Here is a 25,997-nt window from a genome sequence, read left to right as displayed (position 1 = left end):
TGATCGGTTGATTGTCGACCAGGATGCCCCCGCCCGCCTGCCGGACGGTCACGTTGGGTCCGATTCGCACGCCGCCTACCGAGATCGCTTCGGCGCCGCTGACCCACAGCGAGTTGACCACCAGTTGCAGGTCTCGATCCAGGATGACCTGCCTGCTGCCTTCGACTCGTTCCTTCGAGACGTCGCTCAGGTCTTTCGAGACACCGGGATCGGTGACCGTCACCGTCAGACCGGGACCGGTCACCGCGGTGGCCGCGGCCGAGAAGTTGGCGCCGTCGAGGCCGCCGAGCAGTTGCCTGCCACGCTCGTCGCCCTCCAGGCGGCTGCGTCGCTCGGTGTCGACCTCGGCGGCCAGCGCGTCGCGGCGGGCGGTCGCCGACTTCGTCGCCTCCTCGGCGGACCGCACGCTGCCCGACAGGACCTGCTGGCTCTCCCGCACACCCGGCGCGGTGGCCTGCGCCTGCGCGACGGCGAGCGCGAACACGGTCGCGACGGCAAGGGCGGCCAACACCTGCCAGCTCGCGGAGGCCAGCCGGTTCCTGGGTCGAGCTCTCGCGCTTCGCTCAGCGGCCGCGGCCGCATAACCGGGGTCGAGGTGATCGGACAACAGCGATCGCAGCAAGGACGGGACGGGGATCAGCGTCGGTGCGCCCGCCTCGTGCAGATTGCGTCCGGCATCGGGGTCGTAGCCGCCCAGCGCCTTGCGGTCCTCCGATGTCGCCGGCCGAGCGGCTCCGGACTTGTCTGTCGCCGGCCGAGCGGCTCCGGACTCAGCCACGGGAGTGCGCCTTCGGCATCCGACGCATCACCAGCCCCACCTGCAGGAGGTAGAGCACGGCCGACCACAGATACAGCGCCAGCCCCCAAATCACGAAGGCCCAGCCGCAGGCCAGAATGACGCGGCTCCACAATGCATCCCACTGACCGAGCAGGATCAGCGGGAACCCTGACATGAGTGCGAAGGTGGCGCCCTTGCCGATGTAGGTCACCGGCAGCGCTGTCACGCCGCGACTGCGCAGCAGCGGAAGTGTGGCGGCCAGAATCGCGTCGCGGCCGATCAGCGTGATGACGATCCACCACGGCACGATGTGGGCGAACCCGAACGCCAGCGGCACCGTCAGCATGTAGATCCGGTCGACGGCCGGGTCGAGGAGCTCACCGAGTCGAGACGACTGGTTGTCGACCATCCGGGCGATCTTGCCGTCGGCCCAGTCCGAGAAGCCGCTGAACATCAGCACACCCACCGCCCAGCCGTTCGCGTGGGCGACCAGCAGCAGGTACAAGAAGACCGGAACCAGCGCCAGGCGCAGCACCGACAGCGCGTTCGGCACCGTCACCACGCGATCACGCACATCCCCCGGCGCGCGCTTCATGGGGTAAACCTAGCGCGTTATCCCCGGCATGCTCAGTGCCGACATGGAGTCATCTGACAGCGGATTGTCATGAACCATGTACGTCCATGTCGAGGTCGGCCGGGCCAGCTTGGACAGGTCGAGGCCCTGCTCCTCTTCCAGCACGTTCGCGGTTTCGAACGTCTGCTGTGCGGCCTCGATCGCGTCGGCGGCCAACGAGGCGAATGCGTCGACGGCCATCCGGTGGAATTCGTCGATCGGCTTCTGGTGCCCCAACGCACGGAGGTGAATGCTCTCGCGGATGTCGGCGAGATAGCCGAGGTGATCCGCCCACCCGCGGTCGAGGTGGTAGAGCATGATCTGCCTGCAGATCCGTTCCAGCTGTTCTTCGCTGAGCTCCTCGGCCAGCTTCTGGTAGCGGTCCGGCGACTTCTTCTCGAGTTCCTCACGGGCAGTCGGCCTGCGCAGCAACGTGTTTCGGCGTTCGACCAGGATGGCGCGCTGCTGTGCGATCAACTCGTTGAACTGCCAGGTATTGGCGTGTACCGACAGCAGCCGGCCTTCGGCGACGCGCTGTGCGTGGTCGAGCAGGCCCGCGGCCTTCTTGTTGATCACAAGGCCGTTGTCGTCGGTTTCGGTCGGCAACTTGTTGAACTTCTCCGGCTCGAGGTGCGCCCTCACCACGTCGTCTTCCCAGCTGGAAAAGAACACCGACGAACCGGGATCGCCCTGACGGCCTGCGCGCCCGCGCAGCTGGTTGTCCAGCCGTTCGGTGCTGTGCCGCCCGGTGCCGATGACGTGCAGCCCGCCGAGCTCGGCGACCTCGTCGTGGTCGACCTCGTCGGAGCCGCCGAGACGGATGTCGGTGCCGCGGCCGGCCATCTGGGTGGACACCGTGACGGCGCCGAGCTTGCCCGCCTCGGCGATGACCTGGGCTTCCTCTTCGTCGTTCTTGGCGTTCAGCACGACCGCAGGAACACCGGCCCTGACCAGCCGCTCGTGCAACTCCTCGGATTCGGCGACGTCGCGGGTGCCGACCAGGATCGGCTGCTTGGACTTGTGCGCTTCGGCGATGTGCTCGACGATCGCGTCGATCTTGGCGGCGGCCGTGATGTACACGCGGTCCGACTCGTCCTCGCGGATGTTGGGGGCGTTCGGCGGAATCGGGGAAACACCGAGTTTGTAGAACTGCCGTAGCTGCTCACCGGCGGCGAGCGCGGTGCCGGTCATGCCGCACACCGTGGGGTACCGGCTGATCAACGCCTGCACCGTGATGGTGTCGAGCACCTCGCCGGTCTCCGTTGTCTCGATGTTCTCCTTGGCTTCGACCGCGGCCTGCAGCCCGTCGGGCCAGCGCTGCAGTGCTGCGATGCGCCCGCGGCTGGCGTTGATCAGGTGGACGGCGTCGTCGCGCACGATGTAGTGCACATCGCGGTGCAACAGGACGTGAGCGTGCAACGCGACGTTCACCTCGGTCAGGGTGGTGCCGACGTGCTCCTCCGAGTACAGGTCGATGCCGCCGAGTTTGGCCTCGATTTTTTGTGCGCCGGTCTCGGTGAGGTGGACGTTGCGGCTGTCGGAGTCGGTGTCGTAGTCGTCGCCCGCGACCAATTCGCCGACCAGCCGGATGATTTCGAGCTTCGGCGTCTCACGGTGCGACGTGCCGGCAAGCACCAGCGGCACCAGTGCCTCGTCGACGAGCACCGAGTCCGCCTCATCGATCAGCGCCACGTCGGGATTCGGTGACACGAGATCGTCGACGTCGGTGACGAGTTGGTCGCGCAGCACGTCGAAGCCGATCTCGTTGACCGACGCGTAGGTGATGTCGCACTTGTAGGCGGCGCGACGTTCGTCGGCGGCCGATTCCGCGGCGACCCAGCCGACGGTCAGGCCCATGGCCCTCAGCAGCGGGCCCATCCATTCGGCGTCGCGCTTGGCCAGGTAGTCGTTGATGGTGACGACGTGGACGTGCCTGCCCCCGAGCGCATAGCCGGCGGCGGCGATCGCGCCGGACAGCGTCTTGCCCTCGCCGGTGGCCATCTCGATGACGTCGCCCGCCAGCATCCGCAGTGCGCCGAGCAGCTGGACGTCGAACGGTCGCAGCCCGGTCGTGCGCTCAGAGGCTTCGCGGGCTATCGCGAGGAATTGCGGGACGTCGTTCGACTCCGCGAGGTCCTTGAGATTCAGCAGCTCGGTGGCTTTCTTCAACTGCTCGTCGTCGAGCTCGGCGGCCTTCTTTTCGAACTCCGCCGAGGCGCTCACCTGCGTCATCGAGCGGCCCTGTTCCCTGTCGGTGCTGGCGCCGAGCAGCTTCCAGAACCGGTTGCCGACACCACCTGAGGTGCGGGTTTTCGTCTTCGCCACGAGAGCTACGGTACGCGGGCCCTTTTCTTTCCCCGCGACAGTGCGTGTCTGCTCCCAGACACGCCGCCGAAGGAGCGCAGTCTGTGCACGCTCGCGCGGCGCTCCAGTCAGTTAGCCGCCGCAAAGTCGATGCGCACGGACTCCCCGACCGCTTCGAATCCGATGCGCTGATAGATGCCATTGGACGTTTGGTTGGCCAGGTCGGCGAACAGCACCACCTCATCGACGCCGCCACGACGCGCCACATCGGCCGCCGCCGCGGTGACGGCCGACCCGTAGCCGCGGCCGCGCTCGCTGCGCGGCGTGAACACGGGACCGATGCGGGAAACACCGGACGACGGCGCGCGCAGCATCGCCATGCTCACCGGCGTGCCGCCTTCGTCCCAGAGCACGAAGCGGTCGCCGACGGCGTCGGCGTTGTCGACGAACCGCTGGCCCGCAGCAACGTCGCGCTGGTGACTGAACGTCTCGACGAAGAAGTGCTGGATCCAGTCGACGAGCACGGCGTTGTCGCCACGGGTGGCGTCGCGGCGAACGCCGGAGACGTGTGCTGGCGGCTGCAAGGTCGCCAGGCGGTAGAGCCGTTCCCCGGTCGTCACGATGCCGTCGCGTCCAGTGACGTCGCGCCAGGTGTCGGCGAAGGCCAGTGCCTCGTCGCGAAAGCCTCGTACACCGTTGAGTTCGCGGCGGGTACGCGCCAGTTCTGACGCGACGACGCGGTGGGCCGCGACGGGAATTCCATTGCATGCCATCGGGTACGGCGGGGTCTGCAGTGCGGCGCCGACGGCGACCTCCTCATCCCACACGGTGAGCAGAAGCGCGTCGTCGCCGAACCTGTCCGCTCGCAGCAGGGTCAGCTCGATGGTGTTTCTGACGGGGTCGCGGCGGTACAGCGGCTCGGCGACGGCGCGAAACTCGTCCACCGACGCGTGTGTGCGCACGATCATGCACACCAGATGAGCACCGAATGCTCGGCTCGTCCAGTAAATTTTGCACCGCGAGCGTGCGCGTTTGCCCGCTTTTTGCGGCGTGTCGAGGTGCAGACACGCACCGTCGCGGGGCGAGGTGACACCCACTCCCCACGCCGCCGGGGGGAGGTGGCACCAACTCGCCAACTCGCCAACTCGCGGAGGAAAAGTCAGGCGAGGTTCGATCGACGCGGATACGCGACCTGAGGGTCGGTCAGCGTGTTCACCACGGCGGGCACACCCGACGCGAACGCCCGCTCCAGCGCAGGCCGAAGCTGGCCAGGAGCGGACACCAGCTCCCCGTGCCCACCGAGGGCGGTGACCACCTCGTCGTAGCGGGTCCCCGGCCGCAGCTCGGCCACCACCGAATAGCCGTACAAGGCCTCCATCGGGTGCTTCTCCAGCGCCCAGATTCCGTTGTTGCCGATCACCGAGACGACATGAACCCCGTGCCGCACCAACGTATCCCACTCCATCCCGCTGAAGCCGAACGCGCCGTCACCCTGCAGCAGGACCACCTGCCGGTCGGGTCGGGCCAGTTTGGCGGCCAACGCGTAGCCGGGACCCGAGCCGAGGCAGCCGAACGGTCCGCTGTCCAACCACGCACCGGGCACATAGCTGTCGATGACCCGGCCGGCATAGGAGCCGAAGTCGCCTGCGTCGATCACCACGATCGCGTCGCGGTCCAACAGCGGCTTCAGCTCGGCGTACACCCGCATCGGGTGCAGCGGACTGCGGTCGTCGGTCAGTTCGGCTTCCTCGGCGGCACGGCCTGCAGACTCCACGACCCGCAGATCGCTGATCCACGTTTCATGGTCGCCCGATCGCCCACCGGACAGCGTCGACAACGTCGCCGTCAGGTCGCCGTACAGCTCGGCGGCGACCTCGCGCGGATGCGGCCGCTCCGGCACCGCGCGGTCGGCGACGATCAGTCGGGTGTGCTCGCCGAATACGCCGCCGAACCCGAGGCGGAAGTCCATCGGAACGCCGATCACCAGCGCAACGTCGGCCTCCTTCAACGCCTTTGACCGTGCACGCGAGAACGCCAGCTCGTGGTCGGCCGGCACGGTTCCGCGCGCCATGCCGTTCATCAGCACCGGAACGCGGTGCGACTCGGCCAGAGCCAGCAGGGCGCCTTCGGCGTGCCCCCACCACACATTGGTGCCGGCCATGATCACCGGCCGCTGCGCGTCGGCGAGCAGACCGGCCGCGATCGCGAGCGCCTTCCCGTCGGCCTGCGCCCGTTCCGGTGGCCCGGCAAGCGCACCGGGGTCTCCCGCGTCGTGGGCTTCGCCGAACACGTAATCCATCGGGAAGTCGACGAACGCGACCCCCATCGGAGAACCTGCCGCGCTCGCGGCGCCCATGGCCGCGCGCAGCGCGTCGTCGATGAGCCCGCCGACCGCGTCGGCCGACTGTGCGGTCGCCGCGAACCGGGTCAGCGGCGCCACGAACGGCACGTGATCGATTTCCTGAAGTGAGCCCTGACCCCAGCGCAGCGCGGGCGCCCGGCCGCCGAGCACCAGCAGCGGCGACTGGTTCTGCTGGGCGGCGCCCATCGCACTCATCCCGTTCGTCACGCCGGGACCCGCAGTCAGCGCCGCGACGCCGGGCACCCGGGTGACCTTCGACCAGCCTTCGGCCGCGAACGCCGCGGTCTGCTCGTGTCTGGTGTCGATCAGCCGGACACCCTCTGCGCGGCACCCGTCGTAGATGGAGAACAGATGCCCACCGGAGAGCGTGAATATCGTGTCGATACCGCTGGCGCGTAACCGGCGGGCGATGAGGTGTCCGGCGCCTATTTTGTTCCCCGTGGGAGCATCGATGCTCATGGCCGCAGCATAATCACACCCGTGGCCGACACTGACGTGCTGATAGCAGGCGCTGGTCCGATCGGTCTGACAGCGGCGATCGAACCCGCCCGGCGGGGAGTCGACTTCCGCATCGTCGATCCCATCGTCGATCCGCCGCAGTACGCCAAAGCTGTTGGGATACAACCGCGTACGCTCGAGGTGTTCGAGGGTATCGGAGTGCTGAACAGCATTCTCGACGCGGCCGTGCAGATGTTCGGGCAGATCGTCTACGTCAACGGTGACAAGGTCGCACAGGTCGAGTTCGCCACGCCTGCAGACGTCCCCTTCGGTTTCATCGCGATCCCGCAGTACGCCACCGAGCGGATTCTTCGCGAGGAACTCGCCATGCACGGCGTGCACGTCGAACGCGGTCGGCGGGTCGGGGGCTTCAAACAGGACGCGCACCGCGTCACCGTGACGCTGGACGGCGACGTCGGAGAGCAGACGGTGCGAGCGGGCTATCTCATCGGCGCCGACGGCGCGCACAGCATTGTGCGCAAGACGCTCGATCTGACATTCGCGGGTGCCGCTTTCGAGGAGCAGTACATGCGCGGCGACGTCGAGGTGGACTGGTCGGTGCCGCGGGGTTGGGCGGTGCGGTCGATGCACCAGGTCGACGGCAAGACCGACGACCTGCTGGTGGCCATTCCGCTGCCCGGCCGGGGACGCTACCGGATGTCGATGCTGGTGCCCGACGACCTCGCGACCGGCACAGCGGCCACCGACGGGATAGTCCACGGCTTCGAGGGCGCCCGCAAACCGGAGCGCCACCACATCCAGGCGGTGCTCGACCGGATGTCACCCGAACCCACCACCGCGCGAAACCTGCGATGGGCCTCCGTATTCCGGATCAGCCACCGCATCGTCAACGCGTATGGCCGCGGTCGCGTGTTCGTGGCGGGCGATGCCGCCCACATCCACCCTCCGACGGGTGCGCAGGGAATGAACACCGGCATCCAGGATGCTCACAACCTGGCCTGGAAGGTGGCGCTGGCGGTCTCGGGCGACGCGGCGCCGGGCCTGCTGGACAGCTACGACGCTGAGCGGCAGCCGGTCGGCGAGGAGGTCGTGGGGCGGACGGTGCGCAGCGCACGCGACGGCATCGGTGCGGACTCGACCGACCCGGATTTCGTGATCCGCCGAGAAGCGCAGCTTTTGGTCCGCTACGACGACAGCCCGATCGTCGCGCACGGCGCCGGGGGCCGCCCCGACGCGACCGGTCTCACGCGCGACGCCGTCACGGGGCTTGTGCGTCTGTTCTCACTTCTGGGCCGGCGTGATCACACCGTCTTGCTGTACGCCGCCGGCGACGCCACCGCCGAGGATGTCCCGTCGTTCGAGGGGATGGCGCAGGCGGCTGCCGAGGCGGGGCGCGGCCGCGTCGAGGTCTATCTGATCGCCGCACCGAACGCCGACGTCGGCACCACGGTGTTGCCGCTCATCCGCGATACCGCCGGAGATTTCGCCCGAATGTATGCCGCGGACGAAGCCGTCTACGTCGTGCGGCCGGACGGCTACCTGTCCTTCACGTCGTCGGAACTCAGCGTCGAGCACCTGGTGGCCCACCTGTCATCGACGTTCGCCTGACGCGTGTCGACCACGGCGACGCCCGACCTGCGGTAGCTTCGCCGCAGGCTGGCTCCGGCGGGGAGGGGGTGTGGCGGGGTGAACACGGGCGCTTTCAGGTCGTCGATCGACTGGGGCCATGAACTCCTCAACTCAACCCTCTGGGTTCTGGTGGCATTCGCGATCACCGCGCCGTGCGTGATCGTCGTTCTGCTGCTGATCGGGCGCATCACGGAGTGGGGCCGTCAGTTCTGGCGCATCACCGGGCCGTACTTCATGGGCGGGCAGAGCGTGGTGGTGTGGGTCATGCTTGCGCTGCTGTTGGTGTCGACGATCATCGCGGTTCGCATCAGCGTCTTGATCAGCTACTACACCAACGACGTCTTCACCTCACTGCAGGTCGCTCTGCAGGGAATCGCCTCCGGCGAAAGCGATGTCACCGATTCGGGCATCCACGGTTTCTGGGTCACCATCGGCATCTTCCTCATCCTGGCGGTGGTGCATGTCGTGTTGAACCTGCTCGACATGTATTTGATGCAGCGGTTCATCATGCGGTGGCGAATCTGGTTGAGCGGCAGGCTGATCGACGACTGGCTCGGTGACTTCGCGTACTACCGGCGCCAGTTCTTCCGCAGCCCCAACGACAACCCCGACCAACGCATCCAGCAGGACATCGACATCTTCACTACCGGGGTCGGCGGTCAGACGAACAACCCGGCGTACGGCTCGGGCAACACCCTGTTGTTCGGTGCGGTCGCGGCCATGCTTTCGGTGATCGCGTTCGGCGCGATTCTCTGGCGGCTGTCCGGCGCGTTGACGCTGGGCGGCCTCACACTCCCGCGCGCACTCTTCTGGATCGTGATCGCCTACGTGATGGCCGCCACTGTCATCGCCTTCGTCATCGGCAGGCCCCTGATCCGACTGAGCTATCTCAACGAACTTCGCAACGCCGGCTTCCGCTACGCGCTTGTCCGGGTGCGGGACGCGAGCGCTGCCATCGGCCTGTACCGAGGCGAGAATGTCGAACGCCGACTGCTGGGCGGGCGACTCATCGAGGTGATGGGTAACTACGGCAACTGGCTCAACCGCATGATGCGATTCACCGGCTGGAACCTGACGGTGAGCCAGGCGATCAACCCCCTGCCCTACGTCGTGCAGGCGCCACGACTTTTCGCCCGCGAAATCTCGTTCGGTGACGTCATCCAGTCGGCCACCGCGTTCGTCACGATCCACAATGCGTTGTCGTTCTTCCGCGAGGCCTACGACGAGTTCGCAAGCTACCGGGCGGCGGTGATCCGCCTCGACGGACTGGTCGAGGAGAACGCGCGCGCCCGCAGGTTCAACCAGGTGACGACGGCGAGCTCAGTGGACGGAGCACTGGCCGTCGAGGGTGTCGAGGTGCGCACGCCCGACGGTGCGAATCTCATTAGGGCGCTTGGCTTGCGCCTCGACCCCGGCGACACGCTGCTGGTCAGCGGACCATCGGGCATCGGCAAGACCGTGCTGCTGCAGAGCCTCGCGGGGCTGTGGCCGTTCGTCACCGGAAGCGTGCGGCTGCCTGCAGGACGACAGGCGGCCATGTTCCTTCCGCAGCTGCCGTATCTTCCGCTCGGTGACCTGCGCGCCGTGGCGTCATACCCCAACGAGGAGGGAACGATCGGCGACCGCGAGATCCAGCAGGCGCTGATCAAGGTCGCGCTGCCGCACCTGGCCATCCGGCTCAACGACGTCGGAGACTGGGGCAAGGTGCTCTCGGTCGGCGAGCAGCAGCGGATCGCGTTCGCCCGCATTCTGCTGACCAGGCCGCAGGCGGTGTTCCTCGACGAGTCGACATCGGCGCTGGACGAGGGCCTGGAGCTGACGCTGTACGAACTGATCCGGGTGGAGCTACCGGAGATGATTTTGGTCAGCGTGAGCCATCGGGCAACGGTGGAGCAGTTCCACGCTCGTCAGCTCGCACTCGTCGGCGGCGGCGAGTGGCGGCTGGAGCCGCTGACCGCGCGCAGTTGAGGCGTCTGAAGCGCTGGCCCAAACTCGGCGAGGTACGTTGCCCGCATGGAATCGGAAATGTGGGCTCCTACGCTCGACTGGGGAAGCGAGCTCTGGGTATCGCTGATCTGGCTTGCGAAAGCCTGGGCGATTGCTGCGGTGGCGACCTTGGTGATCTGCGTCCTCATCGCCCGCTTCACCGTGTGGGGGCGCCAGTTCTGGCGCATCACCGGCGCCTACTTCAGCGGCGCGGAGAGCGTGAAGGTCTGGCTGTGGCTCGGTCTCATTCTGTTCGTCGTGATGCTCGGCGTGCGCGTCGACGTGCTACTCAGCTACTACAGCAATGACATGTCGAATGCCTTCCAGGCCGTCGCCGGGGGTCTCAGCAACAACAACGAAGCGCTCAAGCAATCGGGTAAGCACGGCTTCTATTTCTCGATGGCCGTTTTCTGTGTGCTCGCCGCCCTTTTCATTTTTCAGCTGTTGGTCGACATGTTCATGGTGCAACGGTTCTGCCTCGCGTGGCGAGCCTGGCTCACCGATCGGCTCACCGGGGATTGGCTCGACGGCAAGGCGTACTACCGGTCTCGGTTCATCGACGACAAGATCGACAATCCGGACCAGCGCATCCAGTCCGACATCGACATCTTCACGGCCAACAACGGGCCGTTGCCCAATGTCCCGTATTACTCGTCGCAGAACACCCTTCTGTTCGGCGCGATCAGCGCCGTCGCATCGATACTTTCGTTCACCGCGATCCTGTGGGGTCTGTCAGGACCTCTCACACTTCCACTGATTCACTTCGCGCTTCCGCGCGCGATGTTCTGGATCGGCATCGTCTTCGTGCTCTTTGCGTCCGTGATCGCGTTCTGGGTCGGCCGGCCGATCATCTGGCTGTCGTTCAGCAACGAGAAGTTCAACGCGGCGTTCCGGTATGCCTTGGTCCGACTCCGCGACTCGTCGGAGGCGGTGGCCTTCTACCGCGGCGAGGTCGCCGAGCGCACCGGCCTGCGCAAGCTGTTCCGGCCCGTCGTCGACAACTACAAGCGTTACGTGCTGCGGTCTCTTGGTTTCAACGGCTGGAACTGGTCGATGGGTCAGCTGATCGTGCCGCTGCCCTACCTTCTGCAGTTCCCGCGGTTCTACAGCGGTGAGATCCTGCTCGGCGCGATGTCGCAGTCCGCATCGGCGTTCGGCTCGATCCAGACCGGTCTGTCGTGGTTCCGTAACGCCTACGACCTGTTTGCCGGATACCGGGCAGCGATCATTCGTCTCGAAGGTCTGGTGACGGCGAACGAGGAAGGCAGGGCGCTGCCGACCATCACGACGACGCCCTGTGTGGACGGCACGGTGCAGCTCACAGGTGTCGAGGTCCGCAAACCCGACGGCACGCAGCTCATCAACCCGCTCGATCTGCGCCTGGAAGTGGGCGACACCATGGTCGTCACCGGCCAATCGGGCGTCGGGAAGACGACGCTTCTGCGCAGCCTTGCCGAACTGTGGCCGTTCACATCGGGCACGCTGACCCGGCCGTGCGGCCCCAACGAGACGATGTTCCTGTCGCAGATGCCCTACGTGCCGTTGGGAGACCTGCGTGCCGTCGTGAGCTACCCGAACGAAGAGGGCGACATCGACGACGAGACGCTCAAGCGCACGCTGGAGAAAGTGGCGCTGCCGCATCTCGTCTCGCGGCTCGACGAGGTGCTCGACTGGGCCAAGGTGCTGTCGCCCGGCGAGCAGCAGCGCATCGCGTTCGCCCGCGTTCTGTTGACCAAACCCAAAGCTGTTTTCCTCGACGAGGCGACGTCGGCGCTCGACGAGGGTCTCGAGTTCCTCGTCTACAACCTGGTGCGCACCGAACTGCCGGACACCATCCTGGTCAGCGTCAGCCATCGCAGGACGGTCGAGCAGCACCACACGCACGAACTCGAACTGCTCGGCGAGGGTGACTGGCGATTCGGCCAGGTCAAGGGCGACGAGAAAGAACCCGCACCGGTGTGACGATGCCGCGGTAGCTTCCCGGCATGGAAACGTTCACGCCGTCCCTCGACTGGGGCGACGAGCTCGTCGCGTCGGCGCTGTGGGTGGCCAAGGCCTGGGTGTTCGCCGCGATCGGCATGGTCGTCGTGTGCGCGCTGCTGGCGCGACATACCACGTGGGGCAGGCAGTTCTGGCGGGTCACCGGCGATTACTTCACGGGTCGCCAGAGCATTTCGGTGTGGGGACTGCTCGGCGTGCTCTTGGTCCTTGTGATGATCGATGTTCGCCTCGTTGTGCTCTTCACCTACCAGTCCAATGACCAGTTCTCGGCGATGCAGGTCGCATTCGAGGGCGAAGGTGTTGCGAAAGGCGCTGCGATACATGGCTTTTGGGTCGCAATACTGATCCTGGCCGCCTTGGTCGCCGCGAAGGTCGTCCGAACTCTGCTCGACACCTATCTGATGCAGCGCTTAATCATCAGGTGGCGGGTGTGGCTCACCCATCGGCTGACCGGCGACTGGCTGGACGGTGACGCCTTCTACCGCGGGCGGTTCATCGACCAGCCGATCGACAATGCAGACCAACGCATCCAGCAGGACATCGACATCTTCACTACCGGTACCGGACCGGAAACGAACACGCCCACCGTCGGCACGGCCCAGACCTTGTTGTTCGGAACGATTTTCGCGATCGTCTCGGTCGTCGAGTTCACCCCTATCCTGTGGGGGCTGTCCGGTCCGCTGACGGTGTTCGGTTTGACGCTGCCCAAGGCACTGTTCTGGATCGCGCTGTTGTACGTGTTCCTCACGACCGTGATGGCGTTCTGGATCGGTCGGCCGCTGATCCGGCTGTCCTTCCGCAACGAACTCACCAACGCCGCGTTCCGGTATGCGCTCATCCGGCTCCGCGAGGCGGGTGAGGCCGTCGGGCTGTATCGGGGTGAAGATGCCGAACGCGGCGAGCTGATGACCCGGTTCGCGGCCGTCATCGCCAACTACCGGGCCTTCGTTCGCCGCGGCATCGCGTTCCTCGGCTGGAACAGGTCGATGAACGAGATCGTCGATCCGCTGCCGACGATCATTCAGGCGCCGCGGTTGTTCGCGGGTCAGATTCAGCTCGGCGACGTCACGCAGTCGTCGAGCGCCTTCAATCAACTACAGGGCTCGCTGTCGTTCTTCCGCGCCGTCTACGACGCATTCGCCGGCTACCGCGCGGCCATCATCCGTCTCCACGGTCTGGTCACTGCGAACGAAACGGCAAGAGCTCTACCCTCTTTGACCGCACTGCCGAGCAACGACGGGTCGCTGGAGCTGAACAATGTCGAGGTGCGCACGCCGGCGGGTGTACGGCTCATCGACCCGCTTGACGTTCGGCTCGATCCCGGCGAGTCGCTGGTGATCAGTGGGACGTCGGGCAGCGGTAAGACCACACTGCTGCGCAGTCTCGCTCAGCTGTGGCCGTTCACGTCGGGCACGCTGCGCCGTCCGCAGGACGACACCATGTTCCTGTCGCAGCTTCCCTACATGCCGTTGGGCGACCTACGCAGCACGCTTTCCTATCCCGCCGGGGCAGGCTCGTATCCCGACGACGCGGTCCGGTCGGCGCTCGATGCCGTCTCGCTCGCCCACCTCGGCACCCGTCTCGACGAGGTGGCCGACTGGGCGAAGGTGCTGTCGCCGGGTGAGCAACAACGCATCGCGTTCGCCCGTGTGCTGCTGGCGAAACCGAAAGCGGTGTTCCTCGACGAGGCGACGTCCGCGCTCGACGAGGGTCAGGAGTTCGCGCTCTACCGAGCGCTACGCACGCAGCTGCCGGACTGCATCGTGGTCAGCGTCAGCCACCGCCCCACGCTCGACCAGCACCATGACCGGAGGCTGGAACTGCTCGGCGACGGCGCCTGGCGGCTGCAGCCCGTCTAACTCCTGGCCGCGTGCGTTCCCGCGCGGCGCCCGAAGAACGACCCTTCGCCCAACTGCGTGCCGCTGGAGTAGCCCTTGCCGTCCTGGGCGATGTTGGACGCGCAGGCGCCCGCGGCATACAGGCCGGGAATCACACTGCCGTCCTCCCGCAGAGCCTGACCGTCGATTGTCACCGCCAGCCCACCCATGGTGAATCCGGAATACATCGCGCGACCCAGCGACATGTCGAAGGCCGCCCAGGGTCCCTTCGTCTGCGGCGCAACATAATCCGGCTGCTTGTGGAAGTCGGGATCCTCCCCCTGTGCCGCGTGCTCGTTGTAGCGGTCCAGGGTCTCGACCAGATTGCCTTCGGGAATGCCCAGCGCGGCCGCCATCTCCTCAACCGTCTCCCAGCCGTCGATGAACCGGATCAGCGGCATCTCGGGCATCTGCATGTGTTCCTCGTCGACGATCAGGTACGCGATCTGGTCGGGCTGCTCGAGAACGAACGCGGAGGTGCGCGAGTGGTACGAGTCTTCGGTCACGAATCGCTTACCGTCCTTGTTGACGATGATCCCGGTCAGCAGGATCTCCGGCGGATAGGCAGCGGCGGTGATGAAAAGCTCGTCCAGGTTCTTCGCGACTCCGCCCGCCGACACGCCCATTCGGATGCCGAGGCCGTCGTCGTTGGGGTTGCCCAGGATGTAGGGCTCCACCACGCCGTGGTGCTTCGTGCGTCGCTTCTGGCCCAGCGCGGGCGTGTGCTCGGCGACCATCTCGGGGTTCATCGCGAACCCGCCCGCGGCGATGATGACCGCCTTGGCCTTGACCGCACCGGTCTCGGTGAAGTGTTTCCAGCGCACGCCGACGACCCGGTCTTCTGGCGAACCCCGCTCGGCGACCAGGTTTGTCGCGCCGGTCTCGTACCGGATGTCGACGCCGAGCTCATCGGCGCGTTTCACCAGGAGGTCGATGACCATCGCCGCACCGCCCAGCTCACCGGGCACCGGGACGGAATGGCCGCGCGGCGCGGGCTTCGCCTTTTCGGTGAACGGATACACCTTCTCGTTGCCGGTGTAGGACAGCCCCTCGGTGCCGGGCGGGACGACGATCTTCCCGGGATAGAAACTGCGCTCGAACTGAAACCCCAGGTCTTCCAACCAGTCGAAGTGCTCGACGCTGCCGTCGCAGTAAGCGCGGATTTTCTCGTGGTCGGGATCCGGCGACACCGCGACGAGGTAGGAGTACATCTCGTCGGCGCTGTCGTCGTGGCCGGTGGCCTGCTGCACCGCGGTGCCGCCGCCAAGATAGAAGTGCCCGCCTGCCATCGCACTGGTCCCCCCGGCAGCGGCGGCCTTCTCCAGCACCAGCACCTTGGCGCCTGCGGCCGCCGCGCTCACAGCCGCGCAGCCGCCCGCGATTCCGAATCCGATGACGACGACGTCGACGTCGTCGGACCAGCTCGACACTTCGGCGGCGGCGACGATTTCCGGGATCTGCTTCATCGATTTGTCCTCGCGCAAGCGCTGAACCTCACTGTTGCTCCTGTTTGACGTAGTCGAAAAACGCTCGGATCTCCGGCGAGATGTGTGCGATCTCGATATAAGGCACGCCTGCCGCCTCTGCGGTGACGTACGCGAACTCCATTCCGCCCGGCATGACTCCGCGCTGTACCACCTCGGCGCCGCTGACCGCCTCGTCGACGTCGTCGACCTCGACGCAGATGTGGTGAAGCCCGGCGCCCGCTCGATCGAGGAACTCGGAGTAGACGCTCTCGCCGTTGACCGGCGCGATCAATTCGAGCTGAGTGTCCCCGGCATAGCTGAACGAGATGTGGGCGACGAAGTCCGCCGGCCGGCCGCGGTAGGTGCACGTCTCGGGGCCGAAGTGCACATCCGGCACACGGATCCACTTCTTGGCGCCCAACAGCGAGGTCAGGGCGTTCTCGGTGGCGTCGAGGTCCTTCGTCACCCAGGCGATCTGGACAGGTGTCTGGTCATGCATCGCATCGAGAATATCTCCGGTCGGCCCGGCTGGCTAGAACGTGTTCTAGTTCTCCCCCAGATACGCGGCGACACACCGATCCGCGGCCGCTCGCGCCCAGTCCCGGTCTGCACCCGCCGCGATGTTGGCGTCGTACCACGCCTCGCCGGACAGCTTCATGAATCGCCGGCCGTCCTCGGAGGCCATCCACTCCTGGCCGGATGCCGGGTCGACGGCCCCGGCGGTCGACAGATGGACAGTCAGCCCGACCAGCGCGCCGTCGTAGCCCATGCCGGTGGCGCCGGGACCAAACTGTTCCCAGTGCTCGTCGACGCGCGAGATGTGCTGGAGTTCAACACGTGACCGGCGCGAACCCTCACTGCAGATCCGTACCTCGATCCAGCTGACGTCCTCGCCGCATTCCCATGTCGCGGTGAACTCGCGCGGCGGATCGCAGGTCAGGATCGTGCCGTTGGCGTTGCCGTCGAGCTCGTAGTGGCCACCCGCGCGCAGGTCGCCGGTGATCGGCAGGAACCACCGGGGGATGCGGTCGATGTTGGTACAGGCGTCCCAGAGATCGTCCGCATCGGTGTCGTAGGCCTGGCTGATCGTGACGACGCGGGCCTCCCCCGAGTCCAATGTCCGGTCGCCTACGGTGCGCCGCACGGCGTTGATCTGGTAGTCGACGTCAATCATGTTGTGTTCCTTCGTCGTTGTCGCTTGCCGCGCGCGATTTCGGTTGCGAGCGCATCGAGGTGTGGAGTCCAGAAGCGACGGAACCCGGCCAGCCACGCGTCGGCTTCCCGAAGCGCCTCGCCGCTGACGGCGTACAGCCGTCGCTGACCGTCCGGTCGCACCGAGGTGAATCCGTTGTCGCGCAACACTTTCAAATGCTGTGACACTGCGGGCTGGCTGATCTCGAACTCCGCCTGAATGCCGGCACCGATGGCGCCGGCCGTCAGTTCGCCGTCGGCGAGCAGTTCGAGGATGCGTCTACGCACCGGATCGCCGAGGACGTCGAACGCGTGCACCAGCCGACTTTAAAAGCAGGCACTTATATAAGTCAAGCCTTAAGGAAAATCACCGAGGCTCTACGCTGCCGGATGCGGACTGCACCACATCCTCGTGCGCCTGCTGGCTGGCGGTCTGCCAGGACACCGCCGCTGGATAGTTGCCCCATGTGCTGTTGAACATCCCGACGATCGCGGCCCGCCCGTCGGGGGTGACGACGTACACCGGCCCTCCGGAGTCGCCCTTTTGGCTCACTACACCGTTCGCCATCGTGAACCAGCCGTTGTTGACCGCTTCGATGTTGCCGCAACTCTCGCCGGTGACCACTCCGAAGTGACAGACCCCGAGGCCGGGTGTCGGCACGACGGTCGGGTCGGAGACCAGGACGCGGCCGCCGGGCAGGATGTCGTTCACAGTGACATCCGGCGCGAGGTTGATGGCCTCCCAGTCGGCGATCATCTGGTCGGTCGCCACGGTCGCCCCGTCCGGAGTGTTGTCGCGGAACGACGTCAGGGTGCCGATGGGATTGCCGTCCCTGTCCACCACACCCCCTTCGCCGCGGCAGTGACCCGCAGTGAACGCCGCGCGGGCACCCGGGTCGACGAACCCGAGGGTGCACACGCTCGTGCCCTGGTGGATCTCCATGCCCGGGTAGACCAACACGCCGGGAGTGGCATGTGCGGGCAAGGCGGGGATGCTCAGCGCAAGAACCGACGCTGCCGCCGCAGCGGCCAGCGAGCGCAACCAATGTCGGCGCAAGATCATCTCCGATTGGTAGGGGTCAGTGGGCTCCTACCCTACCGGCGCGGGTGCGCACAGCAAGCCAGCCCGGACCGTTCGGCCCGGGCTGGCTTTCGTCACTTCTGCTCTTTCGTCACTTCTGCTACGGAATCGTCAGCACCTGTTCCGGATGAATCAGGTCGGGGTTGCTGACGCCACTGGCGTCGGCGATCCGCTGGTATTTGCTGCCGTCGGGGTAGAAGCGCTCCGAGATGGCCCACGGCGTGTCCCCGGAGACCACGGTGTAGGTGCGCGGGCCGGCGGAGGCGGTGGTGGTGGCGGTGGTGGTGGCGGGGCCGGGGCCTCGGCGGGCGGCAACGGTTCTTCGGCGGCCGCGGGCGGCAACGGTTCCTCGGCGGCGGCGGGCGCAACGTCGGGGGCTGCTTGCTCTGCGCCCGGAGGCGGCGGTGGAGCTTCGTCGGTGTTCGTGCCGGACGCCCATGCCACCCCGTCGAATCCGTACACCACCAGGTTGCGGTCGTCCTGCAGGATCAGCCGAATATCCTTGGCGCCCTTGGTGTCGGTATGCCAGATCGGTTTGTCGGACGTGTAGAGCACGACGTTGCCGTCATCCTGCACATCAAGGTGTTCGGCATCCTGGCCGTTGGTGCCCGTCGCCCACACGGCCTGGCCCTGCGCGGCGAGCGCCAGGTTGCCGTCGTCCTGCAGGGTCAGCGTGTAGGCCCCGTTCCTCGAGGTCAGCGACTGGCCACGCTGGAGCTTCTCGCCTTTGGCGAGCCTGTCTGTCACGTCATCGGCCCTTCCTTTTCCCGGTAACCAACGCGGGTGAGCTTACTGATCTTGGTAGGCCCCTTGCCGGTTCGGATCGGCCCAATCGAAACGTCGTGCAAACGCTGCGTGGTCATTCAGGAATCGAAGCCGAGTCCGAGGGCATCGAGCGTGCGCAGCAGGACATTGCGGCGCCCCGCAAAGTGGTCGGCGCGGTCGAGCGACCATCTCGTCGCCTGGATTCCGATGCTGGCCAAAGGCTCAGGCGGAAACGGCAAGGGTCGCTTGCGCACCATTTCCAACTCGGTGCGCTCGGTCGGTCGACCGTCGAGCAGGTCAAGACAGACGTCGGCGGCGAACCGCGCCGCGCCGTCGCCGAGCCCGGTGAAGCCGTTGACGTACGCCACCCGTCCGGCGTGCGCCAGCCCCCAGTGCGCGCAGAACCGGGTGCTGGTGTCGATCGCTCCGGCCCAGCGATGGCTGAATCGGACGTCGTCAAGTTGGGGGAAGGTGATGAAGAAGTGCGCTGCGAGCCGACGATAGCTCGCGGACCGGTCCTCGTAGGCCGGCTTGACCCTGCGCCCGAAGTGGTAGACGGCGTCATAGCCGCCCCACACGATTCGGTTGTCAGCGCTGCGCCGGTAGTAGTGAAATTGGTTGGCGCAGTCGCCGATTCCCTGGCGGTTCGTCCATCCGATGCGGTCGAGCTGAGCATCGGTGAGCGGCTCGGTGGCCAATACATAGTCGTACACCGGCACCGTCCGTAGCCGATTGCGCATGATCAGGCTCGGGAAGACGTTCGTCGCAAGCACTGCCCGCCCTGCGGTGATCGTTGCGTTGCCCGCCGCGAACCGGATGGCCGCGCCTGCGGATTCCATCGATGTGACGTTCGTCCGCTCGTAGATGTGGACACCCGCCTCCGCGCATGCCCGAGCCAGTTCGAATGCCAGCTTGGCGGGATGGACGATCGCTGTGCTGTCGGGGCTGAACAGTCCTGCAAGGTAGGTCGGCGACGACACCTCGCTGCGCACTTCGCCCTGCGTCAGGAACCGGCCCTCGCCGTCGTCGGCGGCCTCGTTCAGCCAGTCCACTTGGTGCGGTTCTGTCGCGACCGTCAACATCCCGGTTCGCTGCCATTCGGCGTCGAGCCCAAGCCGCGCAATATCGGCCTGCATGCCGTCGAGGTTGTCGCGACCCATCGCCTCGAGCTTCTCGATCTCTTTGGGCCAGCGTGCTTTTCCGTTCGCCAGACCGTGGGTCAGGCTGGCGTCGACGAAGCCGCCGTTGCGACCTGACGCCGCCCAGCCCACGCGTCCGGCGTCGACGAGGACGATCTTCTGGTCCGGATTGCGCTGTGCGGCATGCAATGCCGTCCACAGCCCGGTGTATCCGGCGCCCACCACCAGCAGGTCGGCCGTCACGGAACCGGACAGGGCGTCGTAGGACGGCCGAGGCATGTCCAGCCACATCGAGTGGAACGCGCTCGCCGCCAGCGACCGTTCGACGAGGTCTGGGTCGACGTGGGCATCGAAGACCGTCTGCACACCGCGACACTACGGTGTCGGGCACCACAAGCGGCGCTGATTCAGATGCCGGCGCTGTGACAGCGATGGGCGCCGGCAGCGCTACTTCGACACGGTGAGCGGCGCGGGGATGTCGGGTTGCACGGCCTGCCGCGGCTCCCAGCCCGGAGGGCCGAAAACGAAGCCCAGGCGGTCACGCCAATGGCAGGCGCCGCGGACATCGCGCGCGATCGCGACGTATTCGTGGGTCTGCAACTTCCAGATGTTGTAGGTGTCCACCTGTTTGGTCAGGCCGTAGTGCGGCCGGAAATCCTCGGGCTGGAAGCTGCGGAACAGTCGATCCCAGATGATCAGGATGCCGCCGTAGTTCTTGTCGAGGTAGACCTCGTCCATACCGTGGTGCACCCGGTGGTGCGACGGTGTGTTGAAGACGAATTCGATTGGCCGCCAGAGTTTGCCGATACGCTCGGTGTGAATCCAGTACTGATAGATCAGGTTGATGGAGAAGCTCGCGAACACCATCCACGGCGGTACGCCGAACGTCGGCAGCAGCGCGCGAAGGAAAACGTCGCCGCTGATGTTCCACTTCTGACGCAGCGCGGTGGCGAGGTTGAAGTACTGGCTGGAGTGGTGCGCCTGATGCGTCGCCCAGAACAAACGGACGCGGTGCGCCATCCGGTGATACCAGTAATAGGTGAGGTCGACGCCGAGAATCGCGATCACCCAGGTGTACCAGGCGTTTGAGGGAAGCTGCCAGGGCGCGACGTAGACGTAGAGCGCCGCGTAGCCGAGGAGCGCTATCCCGTTCATCACCGCGCTGGTGCCGACCGACACGACGCCCATCCAGATGCTGGCCCAGGCGTCCGGCCTGAGGTAGGCCCCGGACTGCGAACGATCGTCTTCGATATGGGCGAGTTTGCGTGCGGCTGCCCATTCGATGATGAGCAGGATCAGAAAGAACGGGACGGCGAACGTGACCGGGTCGTGCATCAGCGGCGGAAGTACGTCCTCCCAAGCCTTTGACCAGTCCACTCGCGACACCTCCCGGGAAAGTCTAGCCAGCCCGGTGGCGGTTACCTGAAGTTGAGTACCTGGGCGCCCCAGGTGGCGCGGATATCGGTGTCGATGTCGTTGACGACGGTGTCCTCCCGACCGATGAGCAGGCACGCCCGGTCGGGCTCCTGGTAGGGCAGCCACTCCGGCTCGCCGGGCAGTCCTGCGGGTTTGCCCTGTGTCGCGAAATTCAGCCAGCGGGCCCTCACCCGTTCCGAGACCACTCGACCGGCCTTTATCCCGCCCAACTTGAAGGTCGGATCCTTGGGTCCGGATACCAGATTGCCCCATACGAAAGGCAATTCGGTGGCGTGGGCGGCGGCGATACGCAGTAGCCGCAGCATCGGCGTCGCGAAGTCGAACCGGTACAGGTACACGGGTGCCACGGTGCTGTGCCCTTCGGCGAGCCATACCGACGGCATGCGGAACCCGAGGTCACGCGCGACGCCCATGCCGCGAGCCTTGCCGCGCAGGCCGGCATATGCGGCACCGCTGTGGTAGTCGGTCGGCAGATGCAGGCTCGGTTGTTCGGCGGCGATCTCGGTGAACATCGCGCTTATCGCCTCGGGGGTGATCGGCATCAGCGGCGACTTCATCCACCTGAACAGCGCCGCCTCGTGCTTGTTGGTGCCGATGATCAGCGGAACCGGGTGAGACTGGCCCTCCCTTGCGAGTTTCACCGGGTAGTCGGGCACCAGATCGCCGTCGACGTTCGGGGCGAATGCCAGCGTGCCGGGGTTGTTCACCGGCGTTTCGTAGAACACGTCGGTGGACGCGGCGACGATGGCGCCGACCGGAACGTCCGGCAGCCGGTCGACGTCAGACGCCGAAAGTCCGAGGCGGTTCATCACCTGGCGCGTAATGCGGCGCGCACGGCTGATGTCGTAGACCGACGTTGCCGGCGAGCTCTGGGCGATGGCGCCCGCGAACAGCCCTTCGGCCGCCGGGATGGTGAGCAGCGTGGTGATGATGCCCGCGCCCGCCGATTCGCCGAACACTGTGACGCGGTCCGGGTCGCCGCCGAACGCGGCGATATTGTCGCGCACCCACTGCAGCGCTGCGAGCACGTCGCGCAGACCGAGGTTGGAGTCGTAGCGGCGCCGAGGGCTGTCGAACTCGGACAGATCGAGGAAGCCCAACGCCCCGAGCCGATAGTTCATCGTGACGACGACCACCTCGCCGTCACCGGCCAGTACGCGGCCGTCGTAGAGCGGCTGGCTCGCCGAACCCAGGATGTAGGCGCCGCCGTGTACCCAGACCATCACCGCCTTGCGGTCGCCCGCAGTCGTATCGGACGACGCCCAGACGTTGAGCGTGAGGCAGTCCTCGCCCTGAGGCGCGCCCAGGTCGATGGGAATCCGCGGGTCGACCGGCTGGGGACAGACGACGCCATAGCGAGTGGCATCGATGATGGTCGTCGACGGTGTCACCGGCTGCGGGGCACGCCACCTCAGGTCGCCGACCGGCGGGGCGGCGTAGCGCACGCCCTTCCACGCCGTCACCCGACCGTCGTCAATGCCGCGCAATGGGCCGTTGACGGTCTCTACCAGGGTGTTGTTGCGTGCCATCCTCATTGAGATTACCGGTCGGTAGCGGTTGACACCGTGAACTGCGACACGAAATGGTAGAGATAAGATGGCATATGTAACATTCATACCAGAGGAATCGGAAGATGAGCGCATTGCGCCGCTGGATTGTCGACGACTTCGAGAAGGGCGCTGGCCGCCACGACGATCCGAAGATCTACGGCGGGCCGCCGGGCGATCCCGGGTTGATCGGCCCGGGCAGCATGTCGTGGGAGATCAACGCCGACCTCGCCTCGGTCTCGCAGGCGGGACTGCCGGCAATCGTGCTGGAGGTCCTGCACCCGTCGGTGATCGCCGGTGTCCAGGACCTGTCGAACTACCGCGAGGATCCGTTCCAGCGCGCCCGTGCCACCCTCGGCTATGTCCTGGCCACCACGTTCGGCAACACCGAGGCCGCCATCGCGATCATCGAACGGGTGAAGCACATCCACTCCTTCGTCAATGGCACGCGTCCGGACGGCGTGCCTTACCGTGCGTTGGATCCCCAGCTGATCGCGTGGGTGCACACGTGCATCCCGTGGATGATCCTGCGGGCGTTCGAGGAAACGAAAAGGCCGCTGTCGCAACATGAGAAGGACCGCTACCTATCGGAGCAGGCGGTGATCGGCCGGATGAGCGGCGCCGACTGGGTGCCGGAGACGGCGGCACAGCTCGACGACTATGTCGATTCGATGCGGCCGCGGCTGTCGGTCAACGCGCAGACGCGGCAGTTCGTCGACTTCCTCATGACATCCCCCTTCTTCCCCGACCTGCCCGAGCGGCTGGACCGGCAGCTGCACCGGTTCACCCTGTATGCGGGCATGAGCAGGGCGCCGCGGTGGGCGCAGGAGCTCATCGGCTACGACCGGCCGCCCATCGCGACGCGCGCGTTGACGGGTCCGATGCTCCGTCTGGACGCCCAACGGCTGCGATGGGCGTTCGGTGCGCCGCGCTATCTGCAACTGGCTCAGCAACGGGCGGCGGGCGTGAGACGGGGAAAGGTCGCCGCCTCGTGATCGATGCGCGGCTCATCGAGGTCGTCGGCGGCGCGAGCGTCGCCGGCCGGATCGACGAGGCGATGGACCGCACCAGTCAAGGCATTCTGGATGCCGCGCTGTCCGAGGCCGCAGCCGTTGGGCTGCAACGCATCACGGTGGAAGACGTGGTACGCCGGGCCGGTGTCTCCCGGATGACGGCGTACCGCCGTTACCCGCGGCGGGACGATCTCGTCGCGGCCCTGGTGCGACGGGAGACGCAGCGCTTCCTCGGCGCGGTCGCCGACGCCATCGAAGGCGTCGAGGACTCCGACGACGGCGTGGCGGAGGCCTTCATCGCCGCGGTGTCGTTCGCCAGGGAGCATCCGATCCTGCGCCGGGCTGCGCAGAACGAGCCCGCGCCGATCGCCGATTCCTTCGAGCTGTTGACGATGGGCTCGGCGTTCATCGCCAACTACATCCACGGCGACGCAACCGGTGCCCCGTCCCAGCAGGTGCGCTGGGTCGCCGATGTGTTCGCACGGCTGTTCTTCACCTATATCTCGATGCCCCCGAGCGACCCCGACTTCACCGACGAGGCCGAACTGCGACGCTTCGCCCACGAGGTCCTGACTCCGATGGTGCAGCAAGCCGTCCGTTAGCTTGTAGCCGTGCGGAAATGGGTGCTGCTCGGCGCGGCGATCGTCGTCGAGGTGGCGGCGACGTTGTCTTTGCGTGCCTCGCAGGATCATTCGGCGTGGCTGATCGTGGTCGTGGCCGGCTACACCGGCGCTTTCGTGTTGCTCACGTTGGTCCTTCGCGCGGGCCTGTCCATCGGGGTGGCGTATGGCATCTGGGGCGCGCTGGGGACCGTGGGCACCGCGGTGCTTGCGGCAGCGATCTTCGGCGACCCGTTCACGTGGCCCATCGCGGTTGGCATCGGCCTGATCATCGCTGGCGTCCTGCTCGTCGAGTTGGGGGCGCGGCACACCAATGAGGCTGCCTCGTGATGTGGGCGACGCTGACCGGCGCCATCCTTTTCGAGGTTGTCGGCACGCTCGCGCTGCGGGCGTCGGAGGGCTTCCGCAGGCGGATCTGGATCGTCCCCGTGACGATCGGCTACCTGGTGTCGTTCTACCTGCTGTGGCTGACGCTGCGGTTGGGCATGCACGTCGGCATCGCCTACGGCGTCTGGACCGCGTGCGGCGTGGCGGTGGTTGCCGTCGCCGCCAAGGTCCTCTTCGACGAACCGCTCACCTGGTTGATGGGGCTGGGTATCGCGTTGATCGTGGGAGGCGTGCTGACTATCGAGATGGCCGGCGCCGCGGGCTGAGCGCGACCGCCAGGATCATCACCGACAGCCCCGCGATCGGGACGACCAGCAGCCCCACCCGCAAGCTGGTCGCGTCGGCGACGAGACCGACGACCGGGGCCGACGATATGGTGCCAATCCGCAGCAACCACGTCACCACCGTCAGCCCGGATCCCGAACGGAGTCCTGGCAGCTGATCTGCGGCATGCATCGCGGCCGGTATCACCGTCGCGAGGCCGAAACCGGCGGCGCCGAAACCTGCGATCGTGGCGACAACGCCCGGGAACGCCAACGCCGCACCCATGCCCGCCGCTGCGATGAGTCCGCCGACTCTGGCCACGGCCCGTTCACCAAACCGGTCCACCAGGCGGTCGCCGATCATGCGCCCGACGAATTGGAAGCCGACCAGAGCGATATAGCCCGATACCGCGAGCGCACCCGGGGTGCCGAGGCTGTCGCGTAAATAGACTGCCGCCCAAGAACTGCCGGCGTCCTCCACGACGGCTCCTGAGATCGCGATGCCGACCAGCGCAAGCAGTACCACGTAGACCGCCAACCCGGGTCTCCCCGCCCTTTCGGCTCGCGAAGACGGGTGATCCTCCTCGTCCGGCCCGCGCAGCAGGAACGGGTAGGCGGCGAGCACTACCGCGCTGAACAGCAACGCCGATACCGCCAGATGAGTGGTGCGTGGAATGTGCAACGCGATCGCGGCCGCACCCATGGCGCCGCCGAGTACCGCACCCGCCGACCACACCGCGTGCGAAGAATTGATGATCGAGCGCCCGTAGATCCGCTGCAGGCGCAGCGCGTGGGCATTCTGCGCGACGTCGGTGATCGCGTCCGATGCGCCGGCAACGAAGAGCGCCGAGGCAAGGGCGACGGCGGACGGCGCCAGCGCGGCGACGAATAGGAACAGCGCGATGCCGATGCTGCCCGCGACGGCCACCCGGGCCGAACGGAAGCGGCGGATGAGCGCGCCCGCCGCCAACCCAGCCACCAACGCCCCGCCCGAGAACGCCGCGATCGCGATTCCGTAGTGCGCGTTGGACAGCGCGAGGTCGGCCTTGATCTCGGGATCGCGCGGCAGCAGGTTGGCG

At 66.5% G+C, this 25,997-nt stretch carries 22 protein-coding genes and 1 pseudogene; 8 read left to right on the top strand and 15 right to left on the bottom strand.

What is annotated here, in order from left to right; translation table 11 throughout:
• From QOC76_RS29025 to QOC76_RS29005, 5 genes are all read right to left on the bottom strand, one after another.
• The coding region (locus QOC76_RS29025) for a DUF881 domain-containing protein (protein ID WP_526363071.1) at positions 1-697 on the bottom strand (697 nt) is incomplete at its 3' end.
• Between the two features lie 73 nt (positions 698-770).
• Positions 771-1,373 carry a CDP-alcohol phosphatidyltransferase family protein gene (locus QOC76_RS29020; RefSeq protein WP_526363065.1) on the bottom strand — a complete coding sequence of 201 codons (603 nt, stop codon included), beginning with the start codon at positions 1,371-1,373 and terminating at the stop codon, positions 771-773.
• 9 nt (positions 1,374-1,382) lie between these two features.
• On the bottom strand, positions 1,383-3,716 hold the full coding sequence (gene secA2 / locus QOC76_RS29015) for an accessory Sec system translocase SecA2 (protein WP_526363063.1): 2,334 nt from the start codon (positions 3,714-3,716) through the stop codon (positions 1,383-1,385).
• Positions 3,717-3,823: 107 nt separating this feature from the next.
• On the bottom strand, positions 3,824-4,663 hold the full coding sequence (locus tag QOC76_RS29010; protein ID WP_526363061.1) for a GNAT family N-acetyltransferase: 840 nt from the start codon (positions 4,661-4,663) through the stop codon (positions 3,824-3,826).
• 191 nt (positions 4,664-4,854) lie between these two features.
• Entirely contained in the window at positions 4,855-6,516 is a 1,662-nt protein-coding gene (locus tag QOC76_RS29005; RefSeq protein ID WP_526363059.1) for an acetolactate synthase, read from the bottom strand.
• Positions 6,517-6,537: 21 nt separating this feature from the next.
• On the opposite strand from QOC76_RS29005, the gene QOC76_RS29000 reads away from it, so the two are divergent.
• From QOC76_RS29000 to QOC76_RS28985, 4 genes are all read left to right on the top strand, one after another.
• Positions 6,538-8,124 carry an FAD-dependent oxidoreductase gene (locus QOC76_RS29000; RefSeq protein WP_526363057.1) on the top strand — a complete coding sequence of 529 codons (1,587 nt, stop codon included), beginning with the start codon at positions 6,538-6,540 and terminating at the stop codon, positions 8,122-8,124.
• Positions 8,125-8,202: 78 nt separating this feature from the next.
• Positions 8,203-10,113 carry an ABC transporter ATP-binding protein/permease gene (locus QOC76_RS28995; RefSeq protein ID WP_526363055.1) on the top strand — a complete coding sequence of 637 codons (1,911 nt, stop codon included), beginning with the start codon at positions 8,203-8,205 and terminating at the stop codon, positions 10,111-10,113.
• A gap of 45 nt (positions 10,114-10,158) precedes the next feature.
• Positions 10,159-12,093 (top strand): ABC transporter ATP-binding protein/permease, encoded by a 1,935-nt coding sequence (locus QOC76_RS28990; RefSeq protein ID WP_526363053.1) that lies wholly within the window; start codon positions 10,159-10,161, stop codon positions 12,091-12,093.
• A gap of 23 nt (positions 12,094-12,116) precedes the next feature.
• The gene (locus QOC76_RS28985; protein ID WP_526363051.1) at positions 12,117-13,991 is read left to right on the top strand and encodes an ABC transporter ATP-binding protein/permease; all 1,875 of its coding nucleotides are present in this window, start codon (positions 12,117-12,119) and stop codon (positions 13,989-13,991) included.
• Here the strand turns inward: QOC76_RS28985 and QOC76_RS28980 are convergent.
• The 9 genes and pseudogenes from QOC76_RS28980 to QOC76_RS28940 form a co-directional block, all read right to left on the bottom strand.
• Positions 13,988-15,475 carry an FAD-binding protein gene (locus QOC76_RS28980; RefSeq protein ID WP_526363049.1) on the bottom strand — a complete coding sequence of 496 codons (1,488 nt, stop codon included), beginning with the start codon at positions 15,473-15,475 and terminating at the stop codon, positions 13,988-13,990. The two genes, QOC76_RS28985 and QOC76_RS28980, sit on opposite strands and share 4 nt — an antisense overlap.
• A 28-nt stretch (positions 15,476-15,503) precedes the next feature.
• Entirely contained in the window at positions 15,504-15,974 is a 471-nt protein-coding gene (locus QOC76_RS28975) for a VOC family protein (RefSeq protein ID WP_526363047.1), read from the bottom strand.
• A 45-nt stretch (positions 15,975-16,019) separates the two neighbouring features.
• On the bottom strand, positions 16,020-16,649 hold the full coding sequence (locus QOC76_RS28970; protein ID WP_526363045.1) for an SRPBCC domain-containing protein: 630 nt from the start codon (positions 16,647-16,649) through the stop codon (positions 16,020-16,022).
• Entirely contained in the window at positions 16,646-16,984 is a 339-nt protein-coding gene (locus QOC76_RS28965) for an ArsR/SmtB family transcription factor (RefSeq protein WP_526363043.1), read from the bottom strand. The genes QOC76_RS28970 and QOC76_RS28965 overlap by 4 nt, the downstream gene beginning before the upstream one ends.
• 49 nt (positions 16,985-17,033) lie before the next feature.
• Positions 17,034-17,729 (bottom strand): Rv1815 family serine proteinase, encoded by a 696-nt coding sequence (locus QOC76_RS28960; protein ID WP_526363041.1) that lies wholly within the window; start codon positions 17,727-17,729, stop codon positions 17,034-17,036.
• 118 nt (positions 17,730-17,847) lie between these two features.
• Positions 17,848-18,494, bottom strand: a pseudogene (locus tag QOC76_RS28955) (LysM peptidoglycan-binding domain-containing protein).
• 116 nt (positions 18,495-18,610) lie between these two features.
• Positions 18,611-20,017, bottom strand: coding sequence for an NAD(P)/FAD-dependent oxidoreductase (locus QOC76_RS28950; RefSeq protein ID WP_526363039.1), 1,407 nt, complete (start codon positions 20,015-20,017; stop codon positions 18,611-18,613).
• 81 nt (positions 20,018-20,098) lie between these two features.
• Positions 20,099-20,986, bottom strand: coding sequence for a sterol desaturase family protein (locus QOC76_RS28945; protein ID WP_526363069.1), 888 nt, complete (start codon positions 20,984-20,986; stop codon positions 20,099-20,101).
• Positions 20,987-21,069: 83 nt separating this feature from the next.
• Positions 21,070-22,617: a carboxylesterase/lipase family protein gene (locus QOC76_RS28940; protein WP_526363037.1), complete on the bottom strand. Its 1,548-nt coding sequence runs from the start codon at positions 22,615-22,617 to the stop codon at positions 21,070-21,072.
• A gap of 104 nt (positions 22,618-22,721) precedes the next feature.
• Between QOC76_RS28940 and QOC76_RS28935 the strand changes: the two genes are divergently transcribed.
• Genes QOC76_RS28935 through QOC76_RS28920 form a run of 4 tightly spaced genes read left to right on the top strand, consistent with a single transcriptional unit; the run spans position 22,722 to position 24,921 of the window.
• Positions 22,722-23,630, top strand: a complete 909-nt coding sequence (locus QOC76_RS28935) for an oxygenase MpaB family protein (protein WP_526363035.1) — start codon at positions 22,722-22,724, stop codon at positions 23,628-23,630.
• Entirely contained in the window at positions 23,627-24,250 is a 624-nt protein-coding gene (locus QOC76_RS28930) for a TetR/AcrR family transcriptional regulator (RefSeq protein WP_526363033.1), read from the top strand. The genes QOC76_RS28935 and QOC76_RS28930 overlap by 4 nt, the downstream gene beginning before the upstream one ends.
• Before the next feature lie 9 nt (positions 24,251-24,259).
• Positions 24,260-24,598 (top strand): DMT family transporter, encoded by a 339-nt coding sequence (locus tag QOC76_RS28925; RefSeq protein WP_526363031.1) that lies wholly within the window; start codon positions 24,260-24,262, stop codon positions 24,596-24,598.
• Positions 24,598-24,921, top strand: a complete 324-nt coding sequence (locus tag QOC76_RS28920) for a DMT family transporter (RefSeq protein ID WP_526363067.1) — start codon at positions 24,598-24,600, stop codon at positions 24,919-24,921. The genes QOC76_RS28925 and QOC76_RS28920 overlap by 1 nt, the downstream gene beginning before the upstream one ends.
• On the opposite strand, the gene QOC76_RS28915 is transcribed toward QOC76_RS28920, so the two are convergent.
• Positions 24,893-25,997: MFS transporter (locus QOC76_RS28915; RefSeq protein ID WP_526363029.1), on the bottom strand; the 1,105-nt coding region annotated here is incomplete at its 5' end. The genes QOC76_RS28920 and QOC76_RS28915 overlap by 29 nt on opposite strands.

The sequence above is a fragment of the Mycobacterium sp. genome (genome assembly GCF_032159565.1).
Taxonomy (GTDB): Bacteria; Actinomycetota; Actinomycetes; order Mycobacteriales; family Mycobacteriaceae; genus Mycobacterium.
The sequence above is the reverse complement of the archived record's forward strand: the minus strand, read 5'-3'. Positions and strand labels throughout refer to the sequence as shown.

Excerpts from the sequence above, each read along its gene's own strand:
- QOC76_RS29020 (WP_526363065.1), bottom strand. The coding sequence starts at position 1,373 with ATGAAGCGCGCGCCGGGGGATGTGCGTGATCGCGTGGTGACGGTGCCG.
- QOC76_RS29010 (WP_526363061.1), bottom strand. The coding sequence starts at position 4,663 with ATGATCGTGCGCACACACGCGTCGGTGGACGAGTTTCGCGCCGTCGCC.
- QOC76_RS29005 (WP_526363059.1), bottom strand. The coding sequence starts at position 6,516 with ATGAGCATCGATGCTCCCACGGGGAACAAAATAGGCGCCGGACACCTC.
- QOC76_RS28990 (WP_526363053.1), top strand. The coding sequence starts at position 10,159 with ATGGAATCGGAAATGTGGGCTCCTACGCTCGACTGGGGAAGCGAGCTC.
- QOC76_RS28985 (WP_526363051.1), top strand. The coding sequence starts at position 12,117 with ATGGAAACGTTCACGCCGTCCCTCGACTGGGGCGACGAGCTCGTCGCG.
- QOC76_RS28980 (WP_526363049.1), bottom strand. The coding sequence starts at position 15,475 with ATGAAGCAGATCCCGGAAATCGTCGCCGCCGCCGAAGTGTCGAGCTGG.
- QOC76_RS28975 (WP_526363047.1), bottom strand. The coding sequence starts at position 15,974 with ATGCATGACCAGACACCTGTCCAGATCGCCTGGGTGACGAAGGACCTC.
- QOC76_RS28970 (WP_526363045.1), bottom strand. The coding sequence starts at position 16,649 with ATGATTGACGTCGACTACCAGATCAACGCCGTGCGGCGCACCGTAGGC.
- QOC76_RS28960 (WP_526363041.1), bottom strand. The coding sequence starts at position 17,729 with ATGATCTTGCGCCGACATTGGTTGCGCTCGCTGGCCGCTGCGGCGGCA.
- QOC76_RS28945 (WP_526363069.1), bottom strand. The coding sequence starts at position 20,986 with ATGCACGACCCGGTCACGTTCGCCGTCCCGTTCTTTCTGATCCTGCTC.
- QOC76_RS28940 (WP_526363037.1), bottom strand. The coding sequence starts at position 22,617 with ATGGCACGCAACAACACCCTGGTAGAGACCGTCAACGGCCCATTGCGC.
- QOC76_RS28935 (WP_526363035.1), top strand. The coding sequence starts at position 22,722 with ATGAGCGCATTGCGCCGCTGGATTGTCGACGACTTCGAGAAGGGCGCT.
- QOC76_RS28920 (WP_526363067.1), top strand. The coding sequence starts at position 24,598 with ATGTGGGCGACGCTGACCGGCGCCATCCTTTTCGAGGTTGTCGGCACG.